Annotated in this window: 28 protein-coding genes; 13 read left to right on the top strand and 15 right to left on the bottom strand. The window is 64.9% G+C overall.

Annotated elements, in window-relative coordinates; all coding sequences use genetic code 11:
• Positions 1 to 74: 74 nt before the first annotated feature.
• Positions 75 to 1,139, bottom strand: coding sequence for a M14 family zinc carboxypeptidase (locus ACPJW8_RS02555; RefSeq protein ID WP_330189652.1), 1,065 nt, complete (start codon positions 1,137 to 1,139; stop codon positions 75 to 77).
• A gap of 271 nt (positions 1,140 to 1,410) precedes the next feature.
• Here ACPJW8_RS02555 and ACPJW8_RS02550 point away from each other — a divergent pair, with 271 nt between their 5' ends.
• Entirely contained in the window at positions 1,411 to 2,040 is a 630-nt protein-coding gene (locus tag ACPJW8_RS02550) for a uracil-DNA glycosylase (protein ID WP_330189651.1), read from the top strand.
• 92 nt (positions 2,041 to 2,132) lie between these two features.
• Here ACPJW8_RS02550 and ACPJW8_RS02545 read toward each other — a convergent pair whose 3' ends face one another.
• Positions 2,133 to 3,089, bottom strand: coding sequence for an iron-siderophore ABC transporter substrate-binding protein (locus tag ACPJW8_RS02545; protein ID WP_330189658.1), 957 nt, complete (start codon positions 3,087 to 3,089; stop codon positions 2,133 to 2,135).
• Positions 3,090 to 3,307: 218 nt separating this feature from the next.
• On the opposite strand from ACPJW8_RS02545, the gene ACPJW8_RS02540 reads away from it, so the two are divergent.
• From ACPJW8_RS02540 to ACPJW8_RS02525, 4 genes are all read left to right on the top strand, one after another.
• Positions 3,308 to 4,405, top strand: a complete 1,098-nt coding sequence (locus ACPJW8_RS02540) for an iron chelate uptake ABC transporter family permease subunit (RefSeq protein ID WP_330189650.1) — start codon at positions 3,308 to 3,310, stop codon at positions 4,403 to 4,405.
• On the top strand, positions 4,402 to 5,451 hold the full coding sequence (locus tag ACPJW8_RS02535) for a FecCD family ABC transporter permease (RefSeq protein ID WP_330189649.1): 1,050 nt from the start codon (positions 4,402 to 4,404) through the stop codon (positions 5,449 to 5,451). The genes ACPJW8_RS02540 and ACPJW8_RS02535 overlap by 4 nt, the downstream gene beginning before the upstream one ends.
• A complete protein-coding gene (locus ACPJW8_RS02530; protein ID WP_330189648.1) occupies positions 5,448 to 6,272 on the top strand; it encodes an ABC transporter ATP-binding protein in 825 nt (274 codons plus the stop codon). Before ACPJW8_RS02535 ends, ACPJW8_RS02530 begins: the two co-directional genes overlap by 4 nt.
• Positions 6,273 to 6,407: 135 nt before the next feature.
• Positions 6,408 to 6,878: a pyridoxamine 5'-phosphate oxidase family protein gene (locus ACPJW8_RS02525; protein WP_330189647.1), complete on the top strand. Its 471-nt coding sequence runs from the start codon at positions 6,408 to 6,410 to the stop codon at positions 6,876 to 6,878.
• 131 nt (positions 6,879 to 7,009) lie between these two features.
• Here ACPJW8_RS02525 and ACPJW8_RS02520 read toward each other — a convergent pair whose 3' ends face one another.
• From ACPJW8_RS02520 to ACPJW8_RS02500, 5 genes are all read right to left on the bottom strand, one after another.
• The gene (locus ACPJW8_RS02520; protein WP_330189646.1) at positions 7,010 to 7,432 is read right to left on the bottom strand and encodes a DUF3151 domain-containing protein; all 423 of its coding nucleotides are present in this window, start codon (positions 7,430 to 7,432) and stop codon (positions 7,010 to 7,012) included.
• A 2-nt stretch (positions 7,433 to 7,434) separates the two neighbouring features.
• Positions 7,435 to 8,454: a class II fructose-bisphosphate aldolase gene (gene fbaA / locus ACPJW8_RS02515; protein WP_330194033.1), complete on the bottom strand. Its 1,020-nt coding sequence runs from the start codon at positions 8,452 to 8,454 to the stop codon at positions 7,435 to 7,437.
• Positions 8,455 to 8,636: 182 nt separating this feature from the next.
• Positions 8,637 to 9,569, bottom strand: a complete 933-nt coding sequence (locus ACPJW8_RS02510) for a hypothetical protein (protein WP_330189682.1) — start codon at positions 9,567 to 9,569, stop codon at positions 8,637 to 8,639.
• 132 nt (positions 9,570 to 9,701) lie between these two features.
• Positions 9,702 to 10,382: a TrmH family RNA methyltransferase gene (locus tag ACPJW8_RS02505; protein ID WP_425256401.1), complete on the bottom strand. Its 681-nt coding sequence runs from the start codon at positions 10,380 to 10,382 to the stop codon at positions 9,702 to 9,704.
• Between the two features lie 33 nt (positions 10,383 to 10,415).
• Positions 10,416 to 11,318, bottom strand: coding sequence for an IS982 family transposase (locus ACPJW8_RS02500; protein WP_330187466.1), 903 nt, complete (start codon positions 11,316 to 11,318; stop codon positions 10,416 to 10,418).
• Between the two features lie 113 nt (positions 11,319 to 11,431).
• Here ACPJW8_RS02500 and ACPJW8_RS02495 point away from each other — a divergent pair, with 113 nt between their 5' ends.
• Positions 11,432 to 12,262 (top strand): HAD-IIA family hydrolase, encoded by an 831-nt coding sequence (locus ACPJW8_RS02495; RefSeq protein ID WP_330189379.1) that lies wholly within the window; start codon positions 11,432 to 11,434, stop codon positions 12,260 to 12,262.
• On the opposite strand, the gene ACPJW8_RS02490 is transcribed toward ACPJW8_RS02495, so the two are convergent.
• The 4 genes from ACPJW8_RS02490 to pyrE all read right to left on the bottom strand — a co-directional run bounded on the left by ACPJW8_RS02490 (position 12,259) and on the right by pyrE (position 15,088).
• A complete protein-coding gene (locus ACPJW8_RS02490; RefSeq protein WP_330189380.1) occupies positions 12,259 to 13,281 on the bottom strand; it encodes a thioesterase domain-containing protein in 1,023 nt (340 codons plus the stop codon). The two genes, ACPJW8_RS02495 and ACPJW8_RS02490, sit on opposite strands and share 4 nt — an antisense overlap.
• Before the next feature lie 54 nt (positions 13,282 to 13,335).
• Positions 13,336 to 13,557: a hypothetical protein gene (locus ACPJW8_RS02485; RefSeq protein ID WP_330189381.1), complete on the bottom strand. Its 222-nt coding sequence runs from the start codon at positions 13,555 to 13,557 to the stop codon at positions 13,336 to 13,338.
• Between the two features lie 101 nt (positions 13,558 to 13,658).
• A complete protein-coding gene (locus ACPJW8_RS02480; protein WP_330189382.1) occupies positions 13,659 to 14,417 on the bottom strand; it encodes a GAF and ANTAR domain-containing protein in 759 nt (252 codons plus the stop codon).
• A gap of 95 nt (positions 14,418 to 14,512) precedes the next feature.
• A complete protein-coding gene (gene pyrE / locus ACPJW8_RS02475; RefSeq protein WP_330189383.1) occupies positions 14,513 to 15,088 on the bottom strand; it encodes an orotate phosphoribosyltransferase in 576 nt (191 codons plus the stop codon).
• A 79-nt stretch (positions 15,089 to 15,167) separates the two neighbouring features.
• On the opposite strand from pyrE, the gene nadE reads away from it, so the two are divergent.
• On the top strand, positions 15,168 to 15,989 hold the full coding sequence (gene nadE, locus ACPJW8_RS02470; RefSeq protein ID WP_330189384.1) for an ammonia-dependent NAD(+) synthetase: 822 nt from the start codon (positions 15,168 to 15,170) through the stop codon (positions 15,987 to 15,989).
• Here nadE and ACPJW8_RS02465 read toward each other — a convergent pair whose 3' ends face one another.
• Entirely contained in the window at positions 15,990 to 17,123 is a 1,134-nt protein-coding gene (locus ACPJW8_RS02465; RefSeq protein WP_330189456.1) for an acyl-CoA dehydrogenase family protein, read from the bottom strand.
• A 194-nt stretch (positions 17,124 to 17,317) separates the two neighbouring features.
• Here ACPJW8_RS02465 and ACPJW8_RS02460 point away from each other — a divergent pair, with 194 nt between their 5' ends.
• The 5 genes from ACPJW8_RS02460 to ACPJW8_RS02440 all read left to right on the top strand — a co-directional run bounded on the left by ACPJW8_RS02460 (position 17,318) and on the right by ACPJW8_RS02440 (position 21,790).
• The gene (locus ACPJW8_RS02460; protein WP_330189385.1) at positions 17,318 to 19,123 is read left to right on the top strand and encodes an AMP-binding protein; all 1,806 of its coding nucleotides are present in this window, start codon (positions 17,318 to 17,320) and stop codon (positions 19,121 to 19,123) included.
• A gap of 2 nt (positions 19,124 to 19,125) precedes the next feature.
• Entirely contained in the window at positions 19,126 to 19,632 is a 507-nt protein-coding gene (locus ACPJW8_RS02455; RefSeq protein ID WP_330189386.1) for a MarR family transcriptional regulator, read from the top strand.
• An 88-nt stretch (positions 19,633 to 19,720) separates the two neighbouring features.
• Positions 19,721 to 20,179, top strand: coding sequence for a carboxymuconolactone decarboxylase family protein (locus tag ACPJW8_RS02450; protein ID WP_330189387.1), 459 nt, complete (start codon positions 19,721 to 19,723; stop codon positions 20,177 to 20,179).
• Between the two features lie 17 nt (positions 20,180 to 20,196).
• Entirely contained in the window at positions 20,197 to 21,105 is a 909-nt protein-coding gene (locus tag ACPJW8_RS02445; RefSeq protein ID WP_330189388.1) for a sigma-70 family RNA polymerase sigma factor, read from the top strand.
• Positions 21,106 to 21,133: 28 nt separating this feature from the next.
• Positions 21,134 to 21,790 carry a TenA family protein gene (locus ACPJW8_RS02440; protein WP_330189389.1) on the top strand — a complete coding sequence of 219 codons (657 nt, stop codon included), beginning with the start codon at positions 21,134 to 21,136 and terminating at the stop codon, positions 21,788 to 21,790.
• 6 nt (positions 21,791 to 21,796) lie between these two features.
• Here the strand turns inward: ACPJW8_RS02440 and ACPJW8_RS02435 are convergent, their stop codons facing one another.
• Both ACPJW8_RS02435 and ACPJW8_RS02430 read right to left on the bottom strand, forming a co-directional pair.
• Complete coding sequence (locus tag ACPJW8_RS02435) at positions 21,797 to 22,600, bottom strand: CPBP family intramembrane glutamic endopeptidase (RefSeq protein ID WP_330189457.1); 804 nt, start codon at positions 22,598 to 22,600, stop codon at positions 21,797 to 21,799.
• Positions 22,601 to 22,604: 4 nt separating this feature from the next.
• The gene (locus tag ACPJW8_RS02430; RefSeq protein ID WP_330189390.1) at positions 22,605 to 23,189 is read right to left on the bottom strand and encodes an XRE family transcriptional regulator; all 585 of its coding nucleotides are present in this window, start codon (positions 23,187 to 23,189) and stop codon (positions 22,605 to 22,607) included.
• A 76-nt stretch (positions 23,190 to 23,265) separates the two neighbouring features.
• Between ACPJW8_RS02430 and ACPJW8_RS02425 the strand changes: the two genes are divergently transcribed.
• A complete protein-coding gene (locus ACPJW8_RS02425) occupies positions 23,266 to 24,234 on the top strand; it encodes an NAD(P)/FAD-dependent oxidoreductase (RefSeq protein ID WP_330189391.1) in 969 nt (322 codons plus the stop codon).
• A gap of 83 nt (positions 24,235 to 24,317) precedes the next feature.
• Here ACPJW8_RS02425 and ACPJW8_RS02420 read toward each other — a convergent pair whose 3' ends face one another.
• Entirely contained in the window at positions 24,318 to 25,127 is an 810-nt protein-coding gene (locus tag ACPJW8_RS02420) for an enoyl-CoA hydratase (protein ID WP_330189392.1), read from the bottom strand.
• Position 25,128 lies beyond the last annotated feature (1 nt).

The raw sequence follows: 25,128 nt of genomic DNA, 5'->3' as shown, positions 1-25,128 counted from the left end.
CAGTCGCGGGCACGCGGCAGCTCCCTGGATCCGTCAGGGAACTGCCGCGGTCCGCCATTCAACAGCAGGTGCTGCTACTCGCCGTCGGCTTCCTCACCCGGACGGGAGGTCTGGGTGGCGAGGGTATCCCAGAAGGAGGTGTCGGCGTCGGCAATTGAACCGTCAGCAATGGCGGCGGCCGTGGAGGTCAGCGTGGTGACCGTCTGCTTGACCAGGTAGCCGTTGCTGCGCAGCCCCAGGGCGTAGCCGTCCAGGTAGTGGTCCGACATACCGCGCATTTCGAACAACAGCGTGGCAATGCCGTACTCGACGGCGATGCCGTTGCGGCTGATGGTCTCAGCGCTGCCGCCGGAGTACTTGCCCAGGTGGCCCCAGCCGGTTGAATCGACGTTGTTGAACACCACTGCGCCCAACTGCTTGGACTTCTCGACGACGGCGGGGTCCGCATTGGGGGTGGTGGGGTACAGGATGGAGCCGGAGACCAGCTCGCCGTCACGCTCGCTGCGGGTTCCCTGGTGGTGGAGGTCGATCATGTAATCGATCGGGTATTTGCGCATCACATTGTTGTGCAGCGCCTGGGTTTCCGGCTGGATCTTGTCCACGTGGTCCCTGTTGAGGTCCACTTCCTCGGCGTTGTACCTGGTGAGGTGCCTGTCCCCCTTGGCCACGTAATCATCCAGCGGGAAGTTCACATCACCCATGGCGCCGTCAGCGTTGAGCATGGGAACCACCAGGATGTTCACGCCATCCAGGATGCCTCCGGACTTGGCCGTTCCCAGGTGCTTGATGAACTCCATGGCACCCTCAGTGGTGAGCTGCTCGTTGCCGTGCTGCTGGGTCAGGTACAGGATGGTGGGCTTGGCCGGGTCCGAGATGTACTTCACCAGGTGGATGTCCCGGCCCTTGACGGTCTGGCCAATGACTTCCAGTTCCATGGCGGACTGGCGTGCGTCCTGGTCCTTGAGGAAGGACACCATCTGGTCATAGGTGGCCAGCTTGGAGGTAGTGATCTGGCCGTTGCCGTCGTAGTTGGGGCCCTCGCCCACTGCGTTCGCCGCGGGCAGGGGTGCTGCCACCACGGCCAGCGCCAATGCTCCGGTTGCTGCCAGGGTCCTGAATGTTGCCAGTGGTTTTCTCACAGTGCGTGCCTCTTTCGAATTCCTCTAGTACCTGCCTCGGGAGCACAGCCGGGCTTCACACGTGCCGGCTGTCACACCAGCCAAGCAAGCTGGACATAACCTGTCAATGGCCTTGACAAATGCTGGAACGCTACCTGGGTACCCGGGCTTGCTAAACTGGAGGCGGCTGACTTGGAATCGGCCCACACCTTTTACACCACTCGGATCTGCCGTGCCATGGCGCACCCTTTTCTGCGTGCATTAACGCCAACCGCAGGAGAGCAAGCCCTACATGACAGCCCTGGCACCAGAATCACTCCGAGATCAACTGATAAACCGCCGCTACGAACCGTCGGTGGCAGCCATCAACGAACTGTGCGATTCCCTCCAAGGCACCAAGCCGGACACCGTAGTCCCTTACGTAGACCCCATCCACGACGTTGACCAGTGCCGCATCATCAGCCTGTACTCCAACATCGGGGAAGCAGACGCCTCCGGGTTCATCACCCCCGGCGACGACGGCGCAGTCGAACGCATGGCCGGCATCCAGTGGAAGCTGGGCATGCGCCCCGAGTACGTTATGCCGTGGAACGTCCACCCGTGGCACACGCCCGGCGAGGCCAACGGCAAGTTCACGCCGGACCAGATCTCCGCCGGACTCAAGCCCCTGTTGAAGTTCCTTGCACTGGTTCCGCGGGCGTCAGTGATCGTCGCCCACGGAACCGAAGCCAACAGGCTGGCCAACCTGCTGCTCAAGACCGAAGTCCCGCTGCTCTGGCGCCGTGGCCTCAAAACCTACAAGGTCCGCTCCCTCAGCGGCCGCGCCTTCGCAGGCAGCGCCGCCCGCCAGGAACAGTACATCGAAGACATGCACGTCGCCTACGCCGACGCCATGGCCCGGACAGGCCTGACGCCGGCATAGGTTGAGCCTGCCGGCGGCCGGTGGTTGAGCCTGTCGAAACCCCCGGAGGGATCTCGACAGGCTCGATCACCGGATACAGGCTCGATCACCGGCTAGGTCAGCAGGTCCTTCAGTTCGTCCTGGATCAACGAGGCGCCTGTGGGGCCGAGACCCAGGAACCAGGTGTCGTCGCTGACGGCCTTGGCGTGGCCGGACTTCACTGCCTCAAGGCGCGGCCAAACAGCACCTTCAACAACGGAGGTTTCGCCGGTGGCAGAGGGCTCGCCGTAGCTGCTGTAGAAGATCCAGTCGGCGTCTGCCTCGCCGATGTTCTCGGCGGAAACCTCGGCAGCGAGCTCGTCGATGTCCTGGTTGGCCGGACGGGCAATGCCGGCGTCCTTCAGGATGACGCCGATCAGTGACTTGTTGGCGTAGAGACGGATCTTGCCGGGCATAAAGCGGACCAGGGATACCTTCTGGTCGTCCGGGACTGCGGCTTTCAGCTCGTCAGCCTTTTCCTGGTAGTCGTTGAGGGCGTCAATGGCCTTCGTTTCCTCCCCCAGGGATTCGCCAGCCAGCAGGAAGTTTTCCTTCCAGGGGAACCCGGGGCGAATGCTGAAGACCGTGGGGGCGATCTGGGAGAGCTGCGGGTAGAGCTTCTCGGCGCGCAGCTGGCTGCCGATGATGAGGTCCGGCTTGAGCGCCGCAATCGCTTCGAGGTTCAGGTCCTGGATGGTGCCCACGGTTTCGACGCCGGAAACCTTGTCTGCCAGGTAGCTGGGGATGGAGTTGGCGCCTTCCGTGGTGGGCATGCCAACCGGCTTAATGCCCAAGGAGATCACGGCATCCAGCTCGCCGGTGTCAAGGACAACCACGCGTTCGGGCTTCGCATCGATGGTGGTCTCGCCGGCGGCGTGCTTCACGACGCGCGGGAATTCGCCAGGTTCGGCGTCGCTGCCCAGCTTGGCGGTCTCGGCGTCGGCGGTGCTGAACTTGGATCCGCCCGTGGCGACTTCGGCGTTGCCTGCGGCGTTGGAGGAACCGCCTGAGCTGCCGCAGCCTGCCAGCATGCCAAGAACCACCAGGGCACCGGCGAGCTTCAGGCCTGCGGCTCGTCCGCGGGAATGGGTGCGGGTGCGTGCGGAGGCGTGCTCCGTCACTGAATCGTCAATTTTCACGAAGTAAGGATAACCTAATCATCAGTCGTGAATTCCTCCTGAGCTTTTCCGGTGCCCGTCCGGAAGGTCCCCAACCCGCGCCGGAGCACCTGATAGACATGCAACACGTGATGGCACCCACCCCTTCCGTTCCGCCTCCGGACGGGGCCGCCACTAAGCAAACCGCTGTTGAACCCCTGCCCGCATCCACCGGGGTGAAGCCTGGGGCCGTCCGCCGCGGAAAATGGCGGCTGCTCCTGCTCCTTGTTGCCCTTGTGGCCCTGGCAGGGGCGGCGCTGCTCAGCCTGGCAGTGGGCGCCAAGTCGATTCCGATGTCTTCCGTCATAGAAGCCTTCGTCAGTTACGCCGACACCGTTGACCACGCAATCGTCCTGGAGAACCGGCTCCCCCGGACCCTGCTGGGCATCGGCGCCGGGATGGCCCTGGGCTCGGCCGGCGCCCTGATCCAGGCCATCACGCGCAATCCCCTGGCAGATCCTGGCGTGCTGGGCGTCAACGCGGGAGCCACCTTTGCCATCGTTGTGGCCGTGGGCGTCTTCGGAGTCTCCAGCATCAGCGGCTACGTGTGGTTCGCCTTGGCTGGCGCCGTTCTGGCCGCCGCCGCGGTGTACCTGATCGGCAGCTCCGGCCGGAACATCGTGAACCCCGTCCGCATCACGCTCGCCGGAGTGGCCCTGGGAGCCGTGCTGACCGGAGTCTCCTCCGGCATGACCCTCCTGAAGCCCGAAGCCTTTGACCAGCTACGCTCCTGGAGCATCGGATCGCTGGACAGCCGGTCCATGGACAACATCGCGGTAGCGGCGCCGTTCATTCTTCTTGGCCTGCTGATCGCCGCATTCTGCACACGGGGCCTGAATGCTGTGTCGCTGGGCGACGAACTGGCCACCTCACTCGGAGTCAACGCCAACCGGGCCCGGATCCTGGGGCTGATCGCCATCACGCTCCTTAGCGGCGCCGCCACTGCCGCAGCAGGTCCCATTGGTTTCATCGGCCTGATGATTCCGCACGTGGCCCGCTGGCTGATCGGTCCTGACCAGCGCTGGATCATGGCCTTCACCATGGTCCTCTCCCCGTTGTTGCTGCTGCTATCAGATGTGCTGGGCAGGGTGGCGGTGCCCGGGGAACTGCAGGTAGGCATCGTCACCTCCTTCATTGGCGCACCCGTGCTGGTTGCGCTGGCCCGCCGTCGAAAGGCCAGTGGCCTGTGAGCGTCGATTTCGGGAAGTCCGCGTGGCAGCTGCGAACCGCCGGCGGGGCAGTCAGCCTCCGGATCAGCCGCCGCGCCGTCGCCGTCGGCATCCCGGTGGCCCTCCTGACCCTGGCGGTATCCGTGGTCGCACTGGCCACCGGCGAACTGGAGATCAGTGTTGGGCAGGTCCTGCGCGCGTTCACAGGAACCGCCGAGGGCATGGCCCAGACCGTGGTGATGGAATGGCGGCTGCCGCGGGTTCTGATGGCCGTACTGTTTGGCGCCGCCCTGGGCGTGAGCGGCGGGATTTTCCAGTCGCTCACCCGGAATCCGCTGGGCAGTCCGGACATCATCGGCTTCAACACCGGCGCGTACACAGGAGCCCTCCTGGTGATCCTGACAGTTGGCGGCGGCACCTTGCAGGTAGCCGGTGGCGCGTTGGTAGGTGGCCTGCTGACCGCACTCGCCGTTTACGTCCTCGCTTTCCGCCGCGGGATCCAGGGCTTCCGGCTGATCATCGTGGGCATCGGAGTCAGCGCCGTCCTGGCGTCCGTGAACCACTGGATCGTACTGCAGGCGGAGCTTGAAGTGGCCATGAGTGCCGCCGTCTGGGGAGCCGGGTCGCTGAACGGCATCAGTTGGGACCAGGCCTTGCCCGCGGCCGGTGTCATCGCCGTCGCCCTGGTTGCCACCACCTTTGTGGTGCTTTCCATGCGCACCCTGGCGCTGGGTGACGACGCCGCCCGGGCTTTGGGGGTGCGCGCCGAACCGGCGCGGATCGCCTTAGTGGTTCTCGGCGTCGGGCTTACCGCAGCGGTGACGGCAGCGGCCGGCCCCATCGCGTTCGTGTCACTGGCAGCGCCCCAGCTGGCACGGCGGATGACCGGCAGCGCGGGGATAGCCCTGCTGCCATCCGCGCTGGTGGGCGCACTGCTCCTGGCGGCCAGCGACCTCGCGGCACAACGGCTTTTTACACCCATCCAACTCCCCGTAGGCGTCGTCACCGTCTCCATTGGCGGGATCTACCTCATCTGGCTGCTGGCCAGGGAAGCGAGGAAATCGTGAGCGTCTCCACCAGGGCCCAGGCCCGGCTGCAGGCCCGCGGACTCAGTGCAGGGTATGACAGGAAGGTCATCAGCAAGGACCTTTCGCTCACCATCCCTGAAGGCGCCTTCACCGTGATCGTAGGGCCCAACGCCTGCGGAAAGTCCACGCTCCTGAAAACCCTCGCGCGGTTAATCAAGCCGCATGCCGGTGAAGTGGTGCTGGATGGCCGGTCCATCTCCGCCATCCCCGCGAAGGAGCTGGCCAGGACGCTGGGCCTGCTGCCGCAATCGTCCATCGCCCCGGACGGCATTACAGTGGCCGAGCTCGTGGCCCGGGGCCGCTACCCCCACCAGAAACTCCTCCGGCAGTGGAGCCAGGCCGACGAAGCCGCCGTCTCCGAGGCCATGTCCATGACCGGCGTAACGCCGCTCTCCGGAACCCTGGTGGACGAACTCTCCGGCGGTCAGCGCCAGCGCGTATGGGTGGCCATGGTCCTGGCCCAGGAAACGCCGCTGCTCCTGCTGGATGAACCCACCACCTTCCTGGACATTGCCCACCAGATCGAACTGCTGGAACTCTTCCGCGAACTCAACCGCGAACGGGGCTACACCCTCGTGGCAGTCCTGCACGACCTCAACCATGCCAGCCGATACGCGGACAACATCGTGGCCATGAAAGACGGCAAGGTGGTGGCGGAAGGCGCCCCCGCCGAGGTCATCACCGAAGAACTGGTGGAGGAAGTCTTCGCGCTGCCGTGCCGCGTGATCGAGGATCCCGTCTCCCGGACGCCACTGGTCATCCCGCTGGGCCGGCCCTCACACGCCGAGATGGCCGGGTAGGGATCTCGACAAGCTCGATCACCGGGGTACAGGCTAGATCACCGAGGTACCGGCTCGATCACCGGGGATCGGTGGTTGAGCCTGTTGACACCGGGTGCCTACCCTTGCCCCGCCGTGGAGCCTAGGATCGGCTGTATGGACAAAGACGCCAGTGTGCACCAGACCGAACTGTTGCCCAGCAACGAATGCTGGAACTTCCTCAGGCAGGTTTCCGTCGGCCGCCTCGCAGTGTGGCGCGGCGACGCGCCTGACATCTTTCCCATCAACTACACGGTGGACCACGGCACCATCGTTTTCCGGACAGGGGCGGGAGCCAAACTACAAGCGGCGCTGGGCGATTTCCCCGTCGCCATGGAGGCGGACGGCGTCAACCAGGACAACGGTCTGGCGTGGAGTGTAGTGGTTCGCGGCGCAGCACAGCTTCTCAGCAGCACCGACGACATCCTCAGTACCTTCTCACTCCCCCTCTTCCCTTGGGAACCGGGAACCAAGGACCACTTCGTGCGGATCGTTCCGACGTCCATCTCCGGACGCAGGTTCATTGTGGCGCCGCCCAGCATCTGGTGGACCCAAGGCCAAGGCAATAAGCCCGCCGCCATGGAATAGGTTGATCTCGACAGGCTCGATCACCGGGGATCGGTGGTTGAGCCTGTCGAAACCCCTGTGGTGTACGACGACGGGAGGCCACCTTTCTTTCGAAAAGGTGACCTCCCGCCGTCGTGCTTCAGCCCAAACAGTTACCGGGCTTCGATTGCTGCCTTGGCTGTGGGATCCGAATCCTTGAGGAATTTCTCGATCCGCTCCGGTTCCTCGGCCTCGTTGATGGCTGCGGAGGCGCGGCCCAGCGAGTAGAGCGCACGGAGGAACCCGCGGTTGGGTTCGTGCTCCCACGGGATGGGACCAACGCCGCGCCAGCCGTTGCGGCGCAGCGAGTCCAGGCCGCGGTGGTAGCCCACCCGGGCATAGGCATAGGAATCGATGGTGCGGCCTTCCGCCCAGGCTTCCTCGGCCAGGACGGCCCAGAGCAGCGAGGACGTGGGGTGTTTCTCCACCAGGTCCAGCGCTTCCTGGCCGGCCTCCAGCTGCTCGTAGACCTCGGTCTCGGCGGGCAGCAGGGTGGGCTCGGGGCCCATCAGGTTCTTGCGGAACTCGTCAGACATTCCTAGAAGGTCTTTCCGGCCGAGCCGAGCTGCTTGGTGGCTTCGACTACGCGTGCGGCCAGTCCGGCTTCGGCTGCTGCGCCCCAGACGCGGGGATCGTAGGTCTTCTTGTTGCCGACCTCGCCGTCAACCTTCAGGACGCCGTCGTAGTTCTTGAACATGTGGTCCGCCACGGGACGCGTGTAGGCGTACTGGGTGTCGGTGTCGATGTTCATCTTGATGGTGCCGTAGGAAACGGCGTCAGCGATTTCCTGGTCCGACGAGCCGGAACCGCCGTGGAAGACAAGGTCAAACGGGCTGTCCTTGCCGATCTTCGCGCCCACCTGGGCCTGGATGTCCTTGAGGATCTCCGGGCGCAGCTTCACGCCACCGGGCTTGTACACGCCGTGCACGTTACCGAAGGTCAGCGCGGTGATGTAGCGGCCGTTCTCGCCGGCGCCCAGGGCATCAACAGTGGCCAGGGCGTCCTCAACGGTGGTGTAAAGCTTGTCGTTGATTTCGTTCTCCACGCCGTCTTCCTCGCCACCAACAGTGCCGATTTCAACTTCGAGGATGATCTTCGCCGCAGCAGTACGGGCCAGCAGCTCGCGGGCGATCCGGAGGTTTTCCTGCAGGGTCTCCGCGGAACCGTCCCACATGTGCGAGTTGAACAGCGGGTTCCGGCCGGCCTTGACCTCGGCCTCCGAGGCAGCCAGCAGCGGCAGGACGAAGCCGTCCAGCTTGTCCTTGGGGCAGTGGTCCGTGTGCAGCGCGATGTTGACGCCGTAGTTCTTGGCCACCTCGCGGGCGAACGCAGCGAAGCCCAGCGAACCGGCAACCATGTCCTTCGTCGAAGCGCCGGACCAGTACGCGGCACCGCCGGTGGAGACCTGGATGATGCCGTCAGACTCGGCCTCAGCGAAGCCCCTGAGTGCAGCGTTCAGCGTCTGCGAGGACGTCACGTTGACAGCCGGGAACGCGAAGCCGCCCGCCTTCGCACGGTCGATCATCTCGGAGTAAATCTCTGGGGTTGCAATGGGCATGCTGACTCCTAAAGTGAATTTCGTCTGCGGGTGTTGTTGACCCTGGAGTGGACCTCGTCGGCTAGCAACCATCCTAGTCATTTCCACGCCGGGTGTGCGGTGGGTTACGCCCGGCGCCCCTCCACCCGTGCGCCGAGGTGGCACTTCGCGGCAGTCCCACGCCCCGGGATTGCCGCGAAGTGTCATCTCGTGCACCATCCCCGCGACTGCAACGCTGCGCGGACCTTACTGACGACGGCGGGACGTTCCCCCTGCAGGTCGAATTTCGAAACACGCACCTCAAGCCAGCCGAGGGCAGTTGTGAGATCAGCGCGCCGGATGTCGCGCAGGTGCTGCTCACCGTCCGCGTGATGGACGCCTTCGTACTGGATGGAGATGCGTTGGGCGGTGTATGCGCCGTCCGGCCAGACAACTGCCCGGCCGTTCGGATCCCGCAGCGCATAGTTCAGCTCCGGCTCTGGCAACCCGGCACGGACCAGAGTCAGGCGCATCCGGGTTTCCTGCTGGGAGTCTGAGCCCACCCGGATGTCCTCGAGCGCCGCCCGCGCGGACCTGATGCCCCTTGTGCCTGGATGCCGCGCCACCATTGCCGCCAGGTCCTCAGCGCTGCACAGCGCCTGACGCGGCTTGGGAAAATCGGGGCCGTGCTCACAAACCAGGGAGTCTCCCACCGCAGTGAGGTCATCCGGGCGGAGGATGGACGCCAGGTCCAGCCATGTCCGCGCAGGCGAGGTGAGCCGGACGCCGTCGAACTCCACCACCTCATCCGGCTGCAGCGTGAGCAAATGGCCCACCACGTTGGCGCGGCGCGGCATGCTGAACCCCCTCCTGCGGGCGACGTGCACCCGCCAATCCTCCTCGGCCCAGCCCGGCAGTGGAACGCCAAAGAGGCGGGCAGCCGATCCAAAGGACAGGACCGAAGCATCATCCAGATCGGTGTACGCACGCAATGCCGCTGCTCCTGTGGCCTCCGAACCCAGATACATGCGGATTCCTCGTGACACCGTGGCCAGGTCCCGCGCGGCCGTCCGCGTCCTGCTGACTCCGGCCTTGTCCGAGGCCCGGAGTGAGAAGGATCCCTGGATCAGGTGTTCGGGTAGGGGTGCCCTGCGCATGGTCCATTGTGGCCGCCCACGGAACCCGAAAATGAGTTATCCACAGGCAAGCGGCCAAACCCTGCGTCGAGATGGCACTTCACGGCAGTCGAGGGGCGCAACACTGCCGCGAAGTGCCATCTCGGCAGGGAGCTACACGTGCTGGTTGAACACGTGCCGGCGGACCCAGGCGTGCATGGCAATGGCTGCAGCGGAGGCGGCGTTGATGGACCGGGTGGAGCCGAACTGCTCAATGGACAACGTGGCCAGCGCGGCCTCGTGGACCTCCGGCGTCAGGCCCGGGCCTTCCTGGCCGAAGACCAACACGCAGTCCCGGGGCAGGTCATAGGTCTCGAGCGGCACTGAGTCCGGGAAGATGTCGATCCCGATGATCGCCAGGCCCTCGCCCTGCGCCCACTCCACGAACGCATCAACGGTGGGGTGGTGGCGGACGTGCTGGTAGCGGTCCGTGACCATGGCGCCGCGGCGGTTCCAGCGGCGCCGGCCGATGATGTGGACTTCCTTGGCCAGGAATGCGTTGGCCGTGCGCACCACGGTTCCGATGTTGAGGTCGTGCTGCCAGTTCTCAATCGCGATGTGGAAGTTGTGCCGCTTCGAATCCAGGTCTGCCACGATGGCGTCGTGCTTCCAGTAACGGTATTTGTCCACCACGTTGCGCCGGTCCCCCGCTGCCAGGAGCTCCGGATCCCAGTGGTCGCCGTCGGGCAGTTCGCCCTCCCAGGGACCAACGCCCACTTCCGGCTGCGGCGCTTCCTCGATACCTGCTTCCGGTGCTGCGTTTGCGTCGGTTGGAGTCCCGGGTGTCTGATTCACCCCTCAACACTAGATGATTAAGTCCTATTGGATTTAGTGGTCGTAGGCGATTAGGGAGCGTTTGCGGGGCGCGTCGATTCGCCAGTTGTGCCAGATGCCGGCTGCGAGGGCCAGGAGTCGTGCAGCGACGCGTGCTTTGACGCCTTCAAGGGTGCGCCCGCCGTGGTTTTCGAGGGTGAGTTGGCCTTTGAGGGTGTCGAAGACTGATTCGATCCATTGGCGGATGCCGCCGAGTTTGCCGAAGCGTGGCTTTTCGTCTTTGCGGTCGGGTCTGATGAGGTGGGCGCCGAGGTCGTCGGTGATGAATCGTTCGAAGTCTTTGCCGGCGAAGCCTTTGTCGCCCAGGATGACCTGGCCGGCGTGGACGAGGTGATGGTCTTTTTCCAGCAGGGCCTGAGTGACTTCGCGTTCTCCGATTTTCGGGTTTGCCAGGCCCCAGATGACCGGCATTCCTTCAGGGGTGCTGATCAGGTACAGGCGGAAGCCCCAGAAGTAGCGGGAGTGCGACGCGCAGTAGCCGTAGCCCGCGTGCCCGGCAAGGTCGGAGCGTTTGACGGTTTCCCGTGACATTCCGCAGGGCAGTGGGGTGGAATCGACCAGTCGGAGCACGTCGTGCCAGGACGGGGTGTCCTTGGCCAGGGCTGTGATGGTCGCGGAGATCAGCGTCCCGGCGGCCCGGAGGCGTTTGTTGTAGCCGGACTGTTGCGGGATGCCCGGGAACATCCCCGTCAGGTGGGTCCGGGCGTATCGGATCCATCTGGTTTCGGAGGAGTATCCGAGCAGTTGCTGTGCCACCGCCAGGCAGAGCAGCTCGGCATCGGAGAGCCCGGGCTTGCGCCCGGGCCGCCGGTCCCGGGACACGCCAAGATCAGGGAGGACACGGTCGGTGAGAAGGGCATAGAGTGTGGTCAGGAGAGTGTCTAGTTCGGGGTTCACATACCGGGTTTAACACTCTCCGCCCTACTTTAAAAGGCTCCCCACCGTCCTACGCAATAGGAATTACTCATCTAGACTGGTCCGAGGTACATCCATCATCCCCGGAGGAAGTCATGGCAGAAGCTGACCAGGTAAAAACATCGGCAGCGGTTTACCGCAGCGGCCAGGAGATCGAATGCTGGCTGACGGACATGGACGGCGTCCTGGTCCACGAAAACCAGCCCGTTCCCGGCGCCGCAGACCTGATCCAGCGCTGGGTGGATACCTCCAGGCGCTTCCTGGTCCTCACCAACAACTCCATCTTCACCCCGCGCGACCTCGCCGCCCGCCTGAAGGCATCCGGCCTGGAAATCCCCGAAGAGAACATCTGGACGTCAGCCCTGGCCACCGCACAGTTCCTCAAGGACCAGGTGCACGGGTCCGGTTCCGGCAACCGTGCCTACACCATCGGTGAAGCAGGACTCACGACGGCGTTGCATGAGGCAGGCTTTATCCTCACGGACCAGAACCCGGACTTTGTTGTGCTTGGCGAAACCCGCACGTATTCCTTTGAGGCCATCACCATGGCGATCAGGCTGATCCTCGCCGGTGCCCGGTTCATCGCCACCAACCCGGACGCCACGGGCCCTTCCAAGGACGGCCCCATGCCGGCTACCGGTGCCATTGCCGCGCTGATCACCAAGGCAACAGGCCGCGAACCATACATTGTGGGCAAGCCCAACCCCATGATGTTCCGCTCCGCCATGAACCAGATCGACGCCCATTCGGAGACCACCGCCATGATCGGGGACCGGATGGACACGGACATCGTGGCGGGTATGGAAGCCGGCCTGCACACGGTGCTGGTCCTCACCGGCATCACCCGGCGGGAGGACATCAACTCGTTCCCGTTCCGGCCCAACCAGGTGCTGGATTCGGTGGCGGACCTGAAGAGCCAGGTCTAGTAGATCGTTACCCGCGAGCCGCCACCGGGCAGCGGAAAGAGCCTGTCCTGCAGTTCAACCACCAGCGGGCGGTAGACGAACGGGTTCCAGCCGGGGCTGGCGTGGGCCGGCCGGGCGCCGTCGGTCCGCAGGTCCATGGTTTCGAAGTTGTCGGCGAACACCGTTTGCCAACCTGCTTTTGCTGTTGCATACCGTACTGTCTGGTCCTGCGGATTACCGATGAATGCCATGCGGGTGTTTCCCAGTTTTCCCGCATACTTGAGGGCGGAAAAGTGGTAGATGTAGGCCGATTCGGTTTGGATCAGCACGCTGGACGGCGCCAGCGGGGACAGTTGCGCCAGGGTCTGGTCCAGGATCTGCCGCCAGGTGCGCTCGTCCTTGTGGACGATCCGCTCCCCCAGTTCGTAGCTCCCCCGCACCACGCTGGGCACCCTGAAGCCTGATTCGTAAAGGAACACCACGCCGTCGAACCAGCTTTGGTCAAGGACGTCGGTTCGGCTGTGGGGCGAGGAATCCAGCAGGATGAACGCAACCTCAACACCGTGGAGTTCGCGCAGGCGCGCCGCAACCTGCGTTGCCACCATGCCGCCGAAGCTGTGGCCGTAGAAGTAGAGGGTGGTGAGCTTTTCCGCGCGGACGTATTCGATCACCGCGATCACCAGTTCATCAATGTCCAGGCCCAGGTTGGAATACCCGACGGCGGCAAGCCGGCCCCGGCGGTTAAGGGCACCGCGGAGGGAGTTCAGGATCCATTGTGCTTCTTCCCAGCTGGTCTTGTACCCGGGGAAGAGGAACCAACTGGCGTTGGGGTGGTACTCGTCTGCGAAGTCGTCGTTGACCGGCAGGATCTGGCTGGCGCGGCGCTGGTTCTGGACGTTGCGGGTGAAAAGCATGTCCGCGGCCAGTACGGAGGAGGCGGCGGTTCCGAGCAGGAATTTACGCCGGGAGAACCTGTCGAGGTCCCCGGCTTGGCGTAGCAGCCGGCCGGCCCAGGCGGCGTGTTCGGAACGGAAGTCCACTCCACTACCGTAATAGAGGGTCCCGGGCCGGGAAGATTCTTTGCGGGTGAGGTGTCAGGCTCCTGCGAACGAGGAGCCGGCCCGGAAGCGGCGATCAATTTCAAGGCAGATGGCGCCGTATGTGGCGAGGTGGTCCGCGGCGCGTGGATCATCTGCGTTTTCCAGGCGTGAGTAGGCTTTGTCGCTGGCTTTGAGCAGCTTGGCATCCGACCACGAGGACAGCGCTGCGGGATCGGGAAGGTTGTGGAAGCGGTTAAGGAAACGTGGGTGGACCATAGATACTCCAGACTGGATTCAACTATGGCCGGGTGCTCAACCTTGCTCAGCTTATAGGCGTGGTGGCCCGGAAACAACAAGGTCTCGCCTGCCCGGCGTGTTCAACCGGCGTGACTGTGTGTAGGCTCCTCGAAATGCGTGGCGGGCTGGGCACCTCCCACCCGGCTCACCAGGTTCTCGGCCAGGACGCGCAGCTTGGTGTTGCTGTTGCTCGCTGCCTGGCTGAGGATCTTGAAGGCTTCATCCTGGCTGCATCGGTTTTGCGCCATGAGGATGCCCAGGGCGAGGTCGATCGCGGTCCTGGACTTCATGCTGGCCCGCAGGTTCACTGCGTTGTCATTGTGAAGCGCAAACCGAACGGCAAGGCGCAGGGCCTGGGATACCTCGCGGGTGTACTCCCAGGCGCGTTTCCTGGCGGCATCGCCAAAAGCATTAGGGGCCACCGAATACAGGTTCAGCGCGGCTTTCGCTTCGCCCTGCAGGTCAAACGGCAGCGACAGTACCGACCTCAGGCCGTGCTTCGCCACCGCCAGGGCATAGTCCGGACCCCAGCGGTCTTCCTCCAGGAGATCAGGGACATACACCTCCTTCTGCTCCATGGCGGAGGTCAGGCAGGGACCCTGTGCCAGTGAGTACTGGATCTCGTCCACCTCGCGGGCCTTCTCGCTGCTCCAGCCGATGGTGGCTGCCTGCCTATCGCGCAGGAGCGTAATGCCACAGAGGACCTCGTTGCCGTCCGCGGAAGTAGCCTTCGCGGACAACTCCGCCAGCTCGTTGAGGAAATCCTCAAAGTCGGCGCTTTCCAGGATCAGGTTCTGGATCCTGTCCACCGGTGAGAGCTCCGGTTCAAGCGAGGCCATGCGTCCACCCCTTAGGCATACTGCGAAAAATACTCACCTGTAGAAGGTAAGAAAAGAATAGGTTGTCCGGCCGCCCCAGTCGAGCAGCAGGCTTACTAGCTCAGGCCCAGCTCGTCCTTGCCGAATGCGTAAAGGTACGGAACGCCGGTCTCGGCTTCGATCTTTTCCTTGGCGCCGGTGTCGCGGTCCACGATGACGGCCACAGCCACCACATTGCCGCCGGCGTTACGGACACCTTCGACGGCGGTCAGTGCGGATCCGCCCGTAGTGGATGTGTCTTCAAGGACTACAACGTTGCGGCCTTCAACAGAGGGGCCTTCAACCTGGCGGCCCATGCCGTAGGACTTCTGGGCCTTCCGGACCACAAACGCGTCAACCTTTCGGCCCGCGTCCACGGCCGCGTGCATCACCGCGGTTCCAACAGGGTCAGCACCCATGGTGAGTCCGCCCGCGCACTCAAAGCTGATGCCGGCGTCGTCAATCATCTTCAGCATGACCTCGCCCACCAGCTTGGAGGCCTCGTGGTGGAGGGTGATCCGGCGGAGGTCGATGTAGTAGTCAGCCTCGGCTCCGCTGGACAGCGTGACCTTGCCACGGACAACGGCCAGTTCCTTAATCAGCTCAAGCAGGCGGGCACGGGCAGCGGCAGGCGAAACACTGGGGGAAGTCATGCTGACAAGTTTATCCGGCTCGAGGCACCGGGCCGTCACCTGTTGAGCAGGGTTGACAGTCCTGACTAGTCTGGATTCCATGCGCGAACTCCAGGCCAGGATCATTGAAGAAATGGGCGTCCAGCCCCGGATCGACCCCGCCGGGGAGGTGCAGAAACGCGTCACCTTCCTTAAGGACTACCTCAAGGCCACCGGCACCAAGGGCTTTGTGCTGGGCATCTCCGGCGGGCTGGACTCCTCACTGGCCGGGAAACTGGCGCAGCTGGCCGTTGAAGAACTGGCCACTGAAGGAGTCGATGCCAACTTCGTCGCGGTCCGGCTGCCTTACGGCGTCCAGCATGACGAGGAAGACGCCCAGGCAGCCCTGGACTTCATCAAGCCCAAGACCGAGTGGACCTACAACGTCTCCCACGCCGTGGACGGCTTTGAAGAGGAGTTCGAGAAGACCACCGGCAGCCCCATCTCCGACTTCAACAGGGGCAACGTGAAAGCCCGGGCACGCATGATCGCCCAGTACGCGCTGGCCGGGGAACACAACTACCTGGTGATCGGCACCGATCACGGCGCAGAGTCCGTCACGGGGTTCTTCACCAAATTCGGCGACGGCGGCGCGGACATCCTGCCGCTGTTCGGCCTGAACAAGCGGCAGAACCGGATGCTTTTGGCAGAGCTGGGCGCCCCCGCGCGCGTCTGGGAAAAGGTGCCCACGGCGGACCTCCTGAACGACAACCCCGGCCGCACCGACGAGGACGAGCTGGGCCTCAGCTATGACCAGATCGATGACTACCTTGAAGGCCGGGAAGTCACCGAGGCCGCGGCTATGCTGATCGAGGAAAAGTACCTGCGCACCCGCCACAAGCGCACCGTGCCGGTCACCATCTTCGATACCTGGTGGAAGTAGTTACACAAACGCCGATTTACCGGTGACCGCCCGGCCCACAATCAGCGAGTTGATCTCGTAGCTGCCCTCATACGTGTAGAGGATTTCCGCGTCCCCGAACAGCTTCGCCATTTCATAATCGCTGCTGATGCCGTTGCCGCCCAGCAGGGACCTGCCCATGGCCACGGTGTCCCGGGCCAGCCGGGTGGTGGTGGCTTTGGCCATGGCCGCCTGCGCCATTTCCAGCAGGCCGTCCTCCTGGATCCGGGCGAGCTGGCTCATCAGGGCCAGTGACGCCGAGGCGTTCCCCACCATCTCGGAGAGCTGCTGCTGGATGAGCTGGAACCGGGCCAGCTCCCGGCCGAACTGCTGGCGTTCCAGCGCGTAGGACCTGGCGACGTCGAACGCGGCCAGCTGGATACCTGCCGCCTGCCAGCCCACCCAGGCCCGGGAGTCGCGGAGCAGCGAGTTGGCCGCGGAGAAGTCGGTGGCGCCGGGCAGCAGGTTGTCGCGGGGAATCCGGACCTCGTCCAGCACAATGTCCGCGTTCTGCATGATACGCAGGCCGATCTTGTTGCTGATTTTGGTGGCCTGGTAGCCGGGCCTGTCCGTCTCCACGATGAAGCCCTTGATCCTGCCGTCCGCTTCGTCACGGGCCCACACCAGCGCGAAGTCCGCGATGGTCCCGGCGCCGATCCAGCGCTTGGCGCCGTTGATCACCCACTCCGTTCCGTCCAGGCGCGCCGTGGTGGCCAGCCCTCCGGCAATGTCCGAGCCGTGGTCCGGTTCGGTGAGGGCGAAGGCCCCCAGTTGCGTGAAACCGGCCAGTCCCGGAAGCCAGCGCCGCTTCTGCTCGTCGGATCCGAGCTCGTTCACCATGCCGAGGATGAGTTCGTTGTGGATGCCCACCAGAGCGCTCAGGGACACGTCCGCCCGCGCGACTTCCACGTACATCAGGCCCTTGAACAGGGCCGAGGAGCCGTCAGTCTGTAGCCCGCCGAGTCCCGCGCCGGCCAGCAGTTTCAGCAGGTCCCAGGGGAATTCCTCGCGGTTCCAGTACGGGATGGAGGCCGCGCGCACCCGGGACTGCAGGAGCTCCCGGACCTCCAGGTACCGTTCGCGTTCCGCCGGCGCCAGGAGGTCAACGATGTGCATCAGGTCTGCGTCCGGAAACGGGACGGGGCCCTGGCCATGCACCCCGCCCCGGCCGCCCTGCAGTACCGCTGCTCCCCCGGTGTCACTTCCTTGTGGCTTCACGGGACATATCCCTTCTTCCAGACCATTGGATGTCCTAGTATATTCACAGAGTTCAGACGAAGTGATGGGGATCACCACGCGAAAGGCCTTCAATGTCAGTCACCGACGACTTCCGTTCCGCGCGCGACAGACTGCTGGCCATGCGGACCGACTACGGCCGGGCCCGCGAGGAATTCAGCTGGCCCCGGTTTGAGCATTTCAACTTCGCGCTGGACTGGTTCGACCAGATCGCAGCCAACCCCGCCACCGCTAACAACCCTGCGCTGGTGATCGTGGAACAGGACGGTTCCGCCACCCGCCGCACCTTCGCCCAACTGTCCGACGATTCCAACAGGCTGGCCAACTGGCTGCGCAGCGTGGGAGTCCGGCGCGGGGACCACATGATCCTGATGCTGGGAAACCAGGTGGAGCTGTGGGAATTTATGCTGGCGGGCATCAAGCTGGGCATCGTCCTGATCCCCACCACCACGCTGATGGGCCCGGCGGACCTCCGGGACAGGGTGGAGCGCGGCAAGGCCGCCTGGGCCGTTGCCGGCAGTGCCAACATCGCCAAGTTCGCGGACGTTCCGGGCAGCTACCGCCTGATCGAAGTGGCGGATCAGCCCTCGGCAACGGCCCAAACAGAAGCGCACGACGGCGGCACTCCAGCCGGTGCCGAAACGCTCCAGTACGGCGATTCCCGGGACGCGAGCGCGGTTTTTGAGCCGGACGCCCCCACGGGGGCCGATGACACGTTGCTTCTCTACTTCACCTCAGGCACCACGTCCAAGGCCAAGCTGGTGGAGCACACCCACACGTCCTATCCGGTGGGCCACCTGTCCACGCTGTACTGGATCGGGATTGAGCCAGGCGACGTGCACCTGAACGTGGCGTCGCCGGGCTGGGCCAAGCATGCCTGGTCCAATGTGTTCACTCCGTGGATCGCTGAAGCCTGCGTGTTCGTCTACAACTACGACCGCTTTGATGCCAGGGCCCTGATGGAGCAGATGGACCGCGAGGGCGTCACCAGTTTCTGCGCGCCGCCCACTGTCTGGCGGATGCTGATCCAGGCAGACCTGACTGTGCTGAAGAACCCGCCCACCAAGGTGGTTTCCGCCGGCGAGCCGCTCAACGCCGAGGTCATCGACCAGGTGTCCAGGGCCTGGGGCCAGACCATCCGGGACGGTTTTGGCCAGACTGAAACCACCGTCCAGGTGGCGAACACCCCGGGCCAGCCCGTCACCGTTGGTGCGATGGGAAAACCGCTGCCGGGTTACGACGTCGTACTGGTTGATCCGGTGACCGGGCAGGAAGGAGACGACGGCGAGCTCTGCCTGCGCCTGGATCCCCGGCCTGCGGGACTGATGAAGGCGTACTACGGCGACCCAGGGCGGACGGCGGAGGCTTTCCGGGACGGCTACTACCACACCGGAGACATGGCCAGCCGTGATGCAGACGGTGTGATCACGTATATCGGGCGGGACGATGACGTGTTCAAGTCCTCCGATTACCGGCTGTCCCCCTTCGAGCTGGAGAGTGTGCTGATCGAACATCCTGCCGTTGCGGAGGCCGCCGTTGTACCGTCTCCGGATGAGCTGAGGCTTTCGGTGCCCAAGGCCTTTGTGGTCCTCGTTGCCGGAACGGAACCCTCCGCCGAGGTGGCCGAGGACATTTTCCGGTACTGCCGCGACCACCTGGCTCCGTTCAAGCGCATCCGCCGGCTCGAATTCGGCGCCCTGCCCAAAACCATCTCCGGGAAGATCCGCCGCGTGGAGCTGCGCACCAGTGAGGCACTGCGGCACACGGCCGGAGGAGGCGCGGCAAGCCCGGGCGCGGCTGGCATCGCACAGATCGCCGGAGCGGGAGTGGGCGTGGAGTATTCGGAATCGGATTTTCCCGGCCTCAGGAACGGTGCTTAGCCATGGCCGGACCGCTCCCCCGGGACCCGATCGCCGATGCCCAGCGCAATTGGGAGGAACACGGTTGGGCTGAGGAGGCCCGGCCCATGGCCGCGATCACCGCAATTATGCGGACACAGCAGATCCTGCTGGCCCGGATCGAGACGGTGCTGCGTCCCTTCGGGCTGACCTTCGCCCGTTTTGAGCTGCTGGCCCTGCTCAGTTTCGCCCGGGGCGGGGCGCTGCCCATGAACAAGGCGAGCGCCCTGCTGCAGGTGCATCCGACGTCGGTCACCAACGCCGTGGACCGGCTTGCCACGGCGGGGCTGGTGGTCCGCTCCCCGCATCCCAGCGACGGCCGCACCACCCTGGTGGAGCTCACCCCGGAAGGCAGGACGCTGGCGAAGAACGCGACGGCGGCACTGAACAGCGAGGTCTTCGCCCGGTCCGGATTCGGTGAGGACGACGTCACGCAGCTGATCCGGATCCTTGGCGATTTCCGCCGCAATGCCGGGGATTTCGAGGGCTGACCACTTTTCCTTCGGCTGCCCCTGTCACACTTTGGTGGGCCCATCCGACATCCCTGATGTAAGGCACCATCACGAAAGGGATCCGGAAATGACACGCATCAACATCGGCCAGACCAACAAGGCCGGCTACTCCGCGGTATTCGGCCTGGAAAGCCACATCAGCAGGTCCGTCGATCCGGACCTGCTCCACCTCATCAAACTCCGCGCGTCAATCCTCAACGGCTGTGGCTACTGCGTGGACATGCACGCCACATCCGCAACAAAGGAGGGCATCCCCACCCGCAAGCTGCATGCTGTGGCTGCGTGGGAGCACGCCACGGTGCTGTTCGATGAACGCGAGCAGGCGGTCCTGGCCCTGACGGACGCCATCACCAAGCTGGGCCCGGACACTGTGACGGATGAGATTTGGGACCGGGCGGCAAAGCACTTTGATGACACGGGACTTGGTGATGTTGTCCTGGCCATAGCGACGATCAACGTGTGGAACCGGATTGCGATCAGCACGCGCATTCAGCCGCCGGTGGACGCGATGAACCCCATCGCCTAGGGAGTAGCGTGGGCACCATGACTCCCCCGATGGCGGCCGCCGCGGCCTGGCAGCACGAACGGAACCGCCTCCTCGGAATCGCTTACCGGATGCTGGGCGACTTTGGCCATGCCGAAGACGTGGTGTCCGAGGTGGCCGTTGACGCGCTCCGGCAGGAGCGTGGCGGCGGGGCCGCTGTGGAGTCCTGGCCTGCCTGGCTGACTACGGTGTGCGTGCGCCGCTCCGTGGACCGGGTCCGGCAGCTCGCCTCAATCCGCGAAGAATACACAGGCCCGTGGCTTCCGGAGCCGGTTGATACCAGCCGGCTTCCGGAAGACACCGTGGCGAACAGGGAGCTGCTGTCCCTGACGCTGCTCCACCTTGCCGAGCAGCTGTCCCCCGAGTCCCGGGCGGCGCTGATCCTGCACCGCGCCTTCGGAATGTCCGCCCCGGAAATCGGTTCGATCCTGGACAAGACACCCGCCGCCGTCCGCCAGCTCGTCTCCCGTGCGGAACGGCGCCTGGACATCGACCCTGACGCCCCTGCCCCGCCCGCCCGGGACGAAGCCGCCCTGGACCGGCTGGCGCGGGCCATTGAAGAGGCGGACATTGACGGCGTCCTGGGCATGCTGGATCCTGATGCTGTGCTGTGGACCGACGGCGGCGGCAAGGTCAAGAGCGCCCAGAACCCGATCTTCGGCGCGGAACGGATCACCCGTTTCTATGCCGGCGTGCTCCTGAAGGCCGTTGCCTTCAACCCCGCCCGCCCGGTCTTTACGGAGAAGATCCAGATCAACGGCGGGCCCGCGCTGGTGCTCCGGCATCAGGGCCGGAGCGATGTGCTGCTGATCGATGTCGCCCCGGGCGGCTCCATCCGGGCAATCCGCCAGGTGTCCAACCCGGACAAGCTCACGCGGCTTTCCCTGCCGCCGGCCGCGGGCTGCTAGGCTCCCTCTGGACATTTCAGGAGGAACCATGAGCTTTGCCGGAAAACTGCGGGACAGCAGCGCCGCCAACTGGGACGCCGCCGTCGGCCATGAATTCGTGGACCGGCTGCTGGACGGGAGCCTGCCGGATCCGGCGCTGCGGCACTACCTGGTACAGGATTACCAGTTCTGCGATGCGTTCGTGGCGCTCCTGGGGCAGGCCGTGGCGTCGGCGCCGTCATTGCCGTCCAGGTTGGTGCTGGCCGGTGTGCTGGGCGCGTTCGCATCGGACGAGAACAGCTACTTCCAGGACTGTTTCGATGAGCTGGAAGTCCCCGGGGCAGAGCGGCAGGCTCCTGAACTGTCAGCCATAACCCGGCAGTTTGATGCGTTGATGCGCCAGGCCCTGGGCACTCGTTCCTACCCCGATGTGCTGGCAGTTCTCCTCGTCGCCGAGTGGCTGTACGGGGACTGGGCCGCCCGTGCCGGCGATCCCGGGGGCTGGCCGGTTGAGGCCCGGCACCGGGAGTGGATCCGGCTGCACAACAATCCTGAGTACAACGCCTGGGTGCGGTGGCTGCGGGAGGAGTTTGACGCCGTCGAGCCTTCCGATCCTGCGGTGCGCCGGCGTGTGGCGGAGACGTTCGCCGAAGCCGTGCGGCTGGAACGGGAGTTCTTCGATTCTGCCCTGGCTGCCGGCAATTAACCGGCCTCAGAAGCCGAAGGCGTCCCACCAGCCGCTGTTATGGGCCTGGAGCAGCACCAGGAAGAGCATGAAGTCAAACAGCAGGTGGACGCTGACGATGTATGCCAGTGATTTGGTCACGGTGAACAGCCTGGCCTGAAGCAGTGCGAACGGGAAGATGAAGACCGGGCCCCAGGCTTCGAACCCCAACTCCCACAGGAACGAAGTGAAAAGCACTGCCTGGAGCAGGTTGGCCTGCCATTCGGGCAGGTGGCGGCGCAGCAGCGTGAACGCCGTACAGATGAAGAACAGCTCATCCCAGATACCCAGGCCGTTGGTCCCGATGAACAGCCTGATGATGCCGTCCGGTTCGCTGACGGCGGGCCAGTTTTGATAGACGCCGGTGCTCATCATGTAGTAGGCCAGCATCACGTAGCCCAGCGGCGGCACCACCCACAGGTACACCTTCTCGGCACGGGTCCACTTCTGGCCCGTCAACACCGGGAAACGGACGGCATGTTCACGGTAGACCCAGCGGGAGACGGCATAGGGGACGCCGACGGCGGCAATCATCGCCGTCCCCATCTCCAGCATGTGCCCGGTGCTGATATCCGTGGTGATGGGCACCAGGGACATCACCGTCAGGCCGAAGGCTATAAGGGCAAGGTCCTTGGCCAGGGAGCGGTTGACGAACGCGGCGCCCAGCAGCGCGACGGCCAGCATACTGAAGCCGACAACCCGGTTTTCCAGGGCGAAGAGCACAAATCCGGAGGCGGAAAGGAGCGTGGCCGGCAGGACGCTCAGGCGGCTTCGGCGTTCCACGGTAACCATCGGTTCAGCCAACGGTCTTCGCCTTCAGGTGGACGCGCTCGCCCTGGCGGCCGAACAGGCTGAGGAATTCAACTGCTTCATTGTTGGCTGAGCCGAACCAGTGCGGCACGCGGGTGTCGAACTCCGCAGCCTCGCCCGGGCCCATCACAAATTCCCTGTCCCCCAGCACCACGTGCAGCGCGCCGTTGAGGACGTACAGCCATTCGTAGCCTTCGTGGACCTGCGGATCAGGCGGCCCGGAACGGCCTGCCTTCACGATGCATTTGTAGGCCTGGATGCCGCCGGGTTTACGGGTCAGGGGGATCACCGTCATCCGGGGAGCCACCACCGGGCGCAGATGGACCCGCGGATCCCCGGTGTCCGGCGCACCCACCAGTTCATCCAAAGGCACCTGGTGCGCCCTGGCCAGCGGCAGCAGGAGCTCCAGGTTGGGCTTGCGCTGCCCTGATTCCAGCCTGGACAGCGTGCTGACGGAGATCCCGGTGGTGGCGGACAACTCGGCCAGCGTCACATCACTGTCCACGCGCAAGGCCCGCAGCCGCGGACCCACGGCGGCCAGGACGCCGTCGAACTCTTCCTCTTCCGCCACAGGCCCGCCTTCCTGATCTTTTGCCGTTCCAGCAAGAATAATTGCCAGTCCTGCCGATAGCAAGCAGGCTTGATACATGAGCAAAAACACCGAAAACCTGTACGACGCCGTCATCATCGGCGGTGGCGCGGCCGGCCTCAGCGCCGCCCAGACCCTCTCCCGCGCCCGGCGCAGCGTTGCCGTGATCGACTCCGGCGAGCCGCGCAACGCCCCTGCCGAGGGCGTGCATGCCTTTATCACCCGCGACGGCATCAATCCCCTTGAACTCCTCCGGATTGCACGCGCCGAAGCTGAGGGCTACGGCGCCGTGATTGTTCCCGGGCGGGTGGCGGAGGCTTCCGGAAGCGAGGGCGCGTTCACCATCACGCTCGACGACGGCACCCGGGTTTCCGGACGCAGGCTCCTGGTTGCCACCGGGCTGCGGGACGATCTGCCCGCCATCCCCGGCGTGCAGGAACTGTGGGGCAGGGACGTGCTGCACTGCCCGTTCTGCCATGGCTGGGAGGTGCGGGACCAGGCGATCGGCATCATCGGTGCAGGCCCGGTCTCCATCCACCAGGCGCTGCTCTTCCGGCAGTGGAGCAGCAACATCACCCTGTTCCTCAACGACCTGGCCACGCCTAGCGAGGAGGAGCTGGAACAGCTGGCTGCCCGCGGAATCAGGATCGTCGAAGGAGCCATCGAGGAACTGCGCATCCAGGACGGACGGCTCCGCGGCGTGGCCCTGGCGTCCGGCGAAGTGGCTGCCGACGCCCTGGTGGTGGGCCCCAAGGTGCACGCGCGGCTGGACCGACTCTCCGGGCTGGGCCTGGCCGCCGCTCCCCACCCATCCGGCATGGGCGACTACCTCGAGGCCGACGAAAGCGGAGCCACGGCAGTCCCCGGAATCTGGGCAGCCGGCAGCGTGACGGACATCAAGGCGCAGGTCCTCCCGGCAGCAGCCGGCGGCACCTGGGCGGCAGTGAACCTCAACAACAGCCTGATGGCCGAGGAACTGGCCGCGGACGTGGCGGCGTACCGGGAGTCGGCTGCCACGCGGGTCTAGCCGGAGCGGGGTCTCGACAGGCTCGACCACCGGTCCGGGCAGGGTCTCGACAGGCTCGACCACCGGTCCGACCACCAGTCCGGTTACCGGTGCTTGAACTCCGGCTGGCGCTTCTGGGCGAACGCCGCCATCCCTTCCTTCTGGTCCTCGCTGGCGAACAGCGAGTGGAAGAGGCGGCGTTCGAACAGGACGCCCTGGGCCAGCCCGGTTTCGAAGGCGGCGTTCACGGCTTCCTTGGCCATCATGGCTACCGGCTTGGACTTGGAGGCGATCACCTCGGCGGCCTTCACGGCTTCTTCCACCACATCCTCGGCGGGAACCACCCGGGAGACCAGCCCGCAGCGTTCGGCCTCGTCCGCGCCGATGAACCGGCCGGTCAGGATCATGTCCATGGCCTTTGCCTTGCCCACGGCCCGGGTTAGCCGTTGCGAGCCGCCCATCCCCGGTATCACGCCCAGATTGATCTCCGGCTGGCCGAATTTGGCGTTGTCCCCGGCAATGATGATGTCGCACATCATGGCCAGCTCGCAGCCGCCGCCCAGGGCAAAGCCGGACACCGCCGCAACAACGGGAATCCGCAACCGGGTCAGGTCCTCCCAGGCCCGGAACCAATCAGCCGCGTACATCTCCAGGTAGCTTTTGTCTGCCATCTCCTTGATGTCCGCACCTGCGGCGAACGCCTTGGCAGAACCGGTAATAACAACGGCGCCCACCTCCGGGTCCGCATCCATGGCACTGACGGCCGCAACGACGTCGTCAAGCGTTCCCTTGTTCAGCGCATTCAGCGCCTCCGGACGGTTCAGCGTCACCACGCCGACGCGGCCGCGCCGCTCCACCAGGATGTTGGCGTAGGTGTGGGTTTCTGCCGGGGAAGTGGTGTCCTGCTGCGTCATC

The sequence above is a fragment of the Pseudarthrobacter sp. J47 genome, from assembly GCF_049810315.1.
GTDB lineage: Bacteria > Actinomycetota > Actinomycetes > Actinomycetales > Micrococcaceae > Arthrobacter.
Note: the sequence above shows the minus strand (reverse complement) of the source record. Positions and strands in the feature narration are given on the sequence as shown.

What these genes read in the sequence shown, in the direction of transcription:
- ACPJW8_RS02440 (WP_330189389.1), top strand. Translation starts at nt 21,134, where the DNA reads ATGAGCTTTGCCGGAAAACTGCGGGACAGCAGCGCCGCCAACTGGGAC.
- ACPJW8_RS02545 (WP_330189658.1), bottom strand. Translation starts at nt 3,089, where the DNA reads ATGCTGGCAGGCTGCGGCAGCTCAGGCGGTTCCTCCAACGCCGCAGGC.
- ACPJW8_RS02455 (WP_330189386.1), top strand. Translation starts at nt 19,126, where the DNA reads ATGGCCGGACCGCTCCCCCGGGACCCGATCGCCGATGCCCAGCGCAAT.
- ACPJW8_RS02540 (WP_330189650.1), top strand. Translation starts at nt 3,308, where the DNA reads ATGGCACCCACCCCTTCCGTTCCGCCTCCGGACGGGGCCGCCACTAAG.
- ACPJW8_RS02435 (WP_330189457.1), bottom strand. Translation starts at nt 22,600, where the DNA reads ATGGTTACCGTGGAACGCCGAAGCCGCCTGAGCGTCCTGCCGGCCACG.
- ACPJW8_RS02510 (WP_330189682.1), bottom strand. Translation starts at nt 9,569, where the DNA reads ATGCGCAGGGCACCCCTACCCGAACACCTGATCCAGGGATCCTTCTCA.
- ACPJW8_RS02425 (WP_330189391.1), top strand. Translation starts at nt 23,266, where the DNA reads ATGAGCAAAAACACCGAAAACCTGTACGACGCCGTCATCATCGGCGGT.
- ACPJW8_RS02445 (WP_330189388.1), top strand. Translation starts at nt 20,197, where the DNA reads ATGACTCCCCCGATGGCGGCCGCCGCGGCCTGGCAGCACGAACGGAAC.
- ACPJW8_RS02495 (WP_330189379.1), top strand. Translation starts at nt 11,432, where the DNA reads ATGGCAGAAGCTGACCAGGTAAAAACATCGGCAGCGGTTTACCGCAGC.
- ACPJW8_RS02525 (WP_330189647.1), top strand. Translation starts at nt 6,408, where the DNA reads ATGGACAAAGACGCCAGTGTGCACCAGACCGAACTGTTGCCCAGCAAC.
- ACPJW8_RS02460 (WP_330189385.1), top strand. Translation starts at nt 17,318, where the DNA reads ATGTCAGTCACCGACGACTTCCGTTCCGCGCGCGACAGACTGCTGGCC.
- pyrE (WP_330189383.1), bottom strand. Translation starts at nt 15,088, where the DNA reads ATGACTTCCCCCAGTGTTTCGCCTGCCGCTGCCCGTGCCCGCCTGCTT.
- ACPJW8_RS02520 (WP_330189646.1), bottom strand. Translation starts at nt 7,432, where the DNA reads ATGTCTGACGAGTTCCGCAAGAACCTGATGGGCCCCGAGCCCACCCTG.
- ACPJW8_RS02485 (WP_330189381.1), bottom strand. Translation starts at nt 13,557, where the DNA reads ATGGTCCACCCACGTTTCCTTAACCGCTTCCACAACCTTCCCGATCCC.
- ACPJW8_RS02420 (WP_330189392.1), bottom strand. Translation starts at nt 25,127, where the DNA reads ATGACGCAGCAGGACACCACTTCCCCGGCAGAAACCCACACCTACGCC.
- ACPJW8_RS02450 (WP_330189387.1), top strand. Translation starts at nt 19,721, where the DNA reads ATGACACGCATCAACATCGGCCAGACCAACAAGGCCGGCTACTCCGCG.
- nadE (WP_330189384.1), top strand. Translation starts at nt 15,168, where the DNA reads ATGCGCGAACTCCAGGCCAGGATCATTGAAGAAATGGGCGTCCAGCCC.
- ACPJW8_RS02550 (WP_330189651.1), top strand. Translation starts at nt 1,411, where the DNA reads ATGACAGCCCTGGCACCAGAATCACTCCGAGATCAACTGATAAACCGC.
- fbaA (WP_330194033.1), bottom strand. Translation starts at nt 8,454, where the DNA reads ATGCCCATTGCAACCCCAGAGATTTACTCCGAGATGATCGACCGTGCG.
- ACPJW8_RS02480 (WP_330189382.1), bottom strand. Translation starts at nt 14,417, where the DNA reads ATGGCCTCGCTTGAACCGGAGCTCTCACCGGTGGACAGGATCCAGAAC.
- ACPJW8_RS02465 (WP_330189456.1), bottom strand. Translation starts at nt 17,123, where the DNA reads ATGCACATCGTTGACCTCCTGGCGCCGGCGGAACGCGAACGGTACCTG.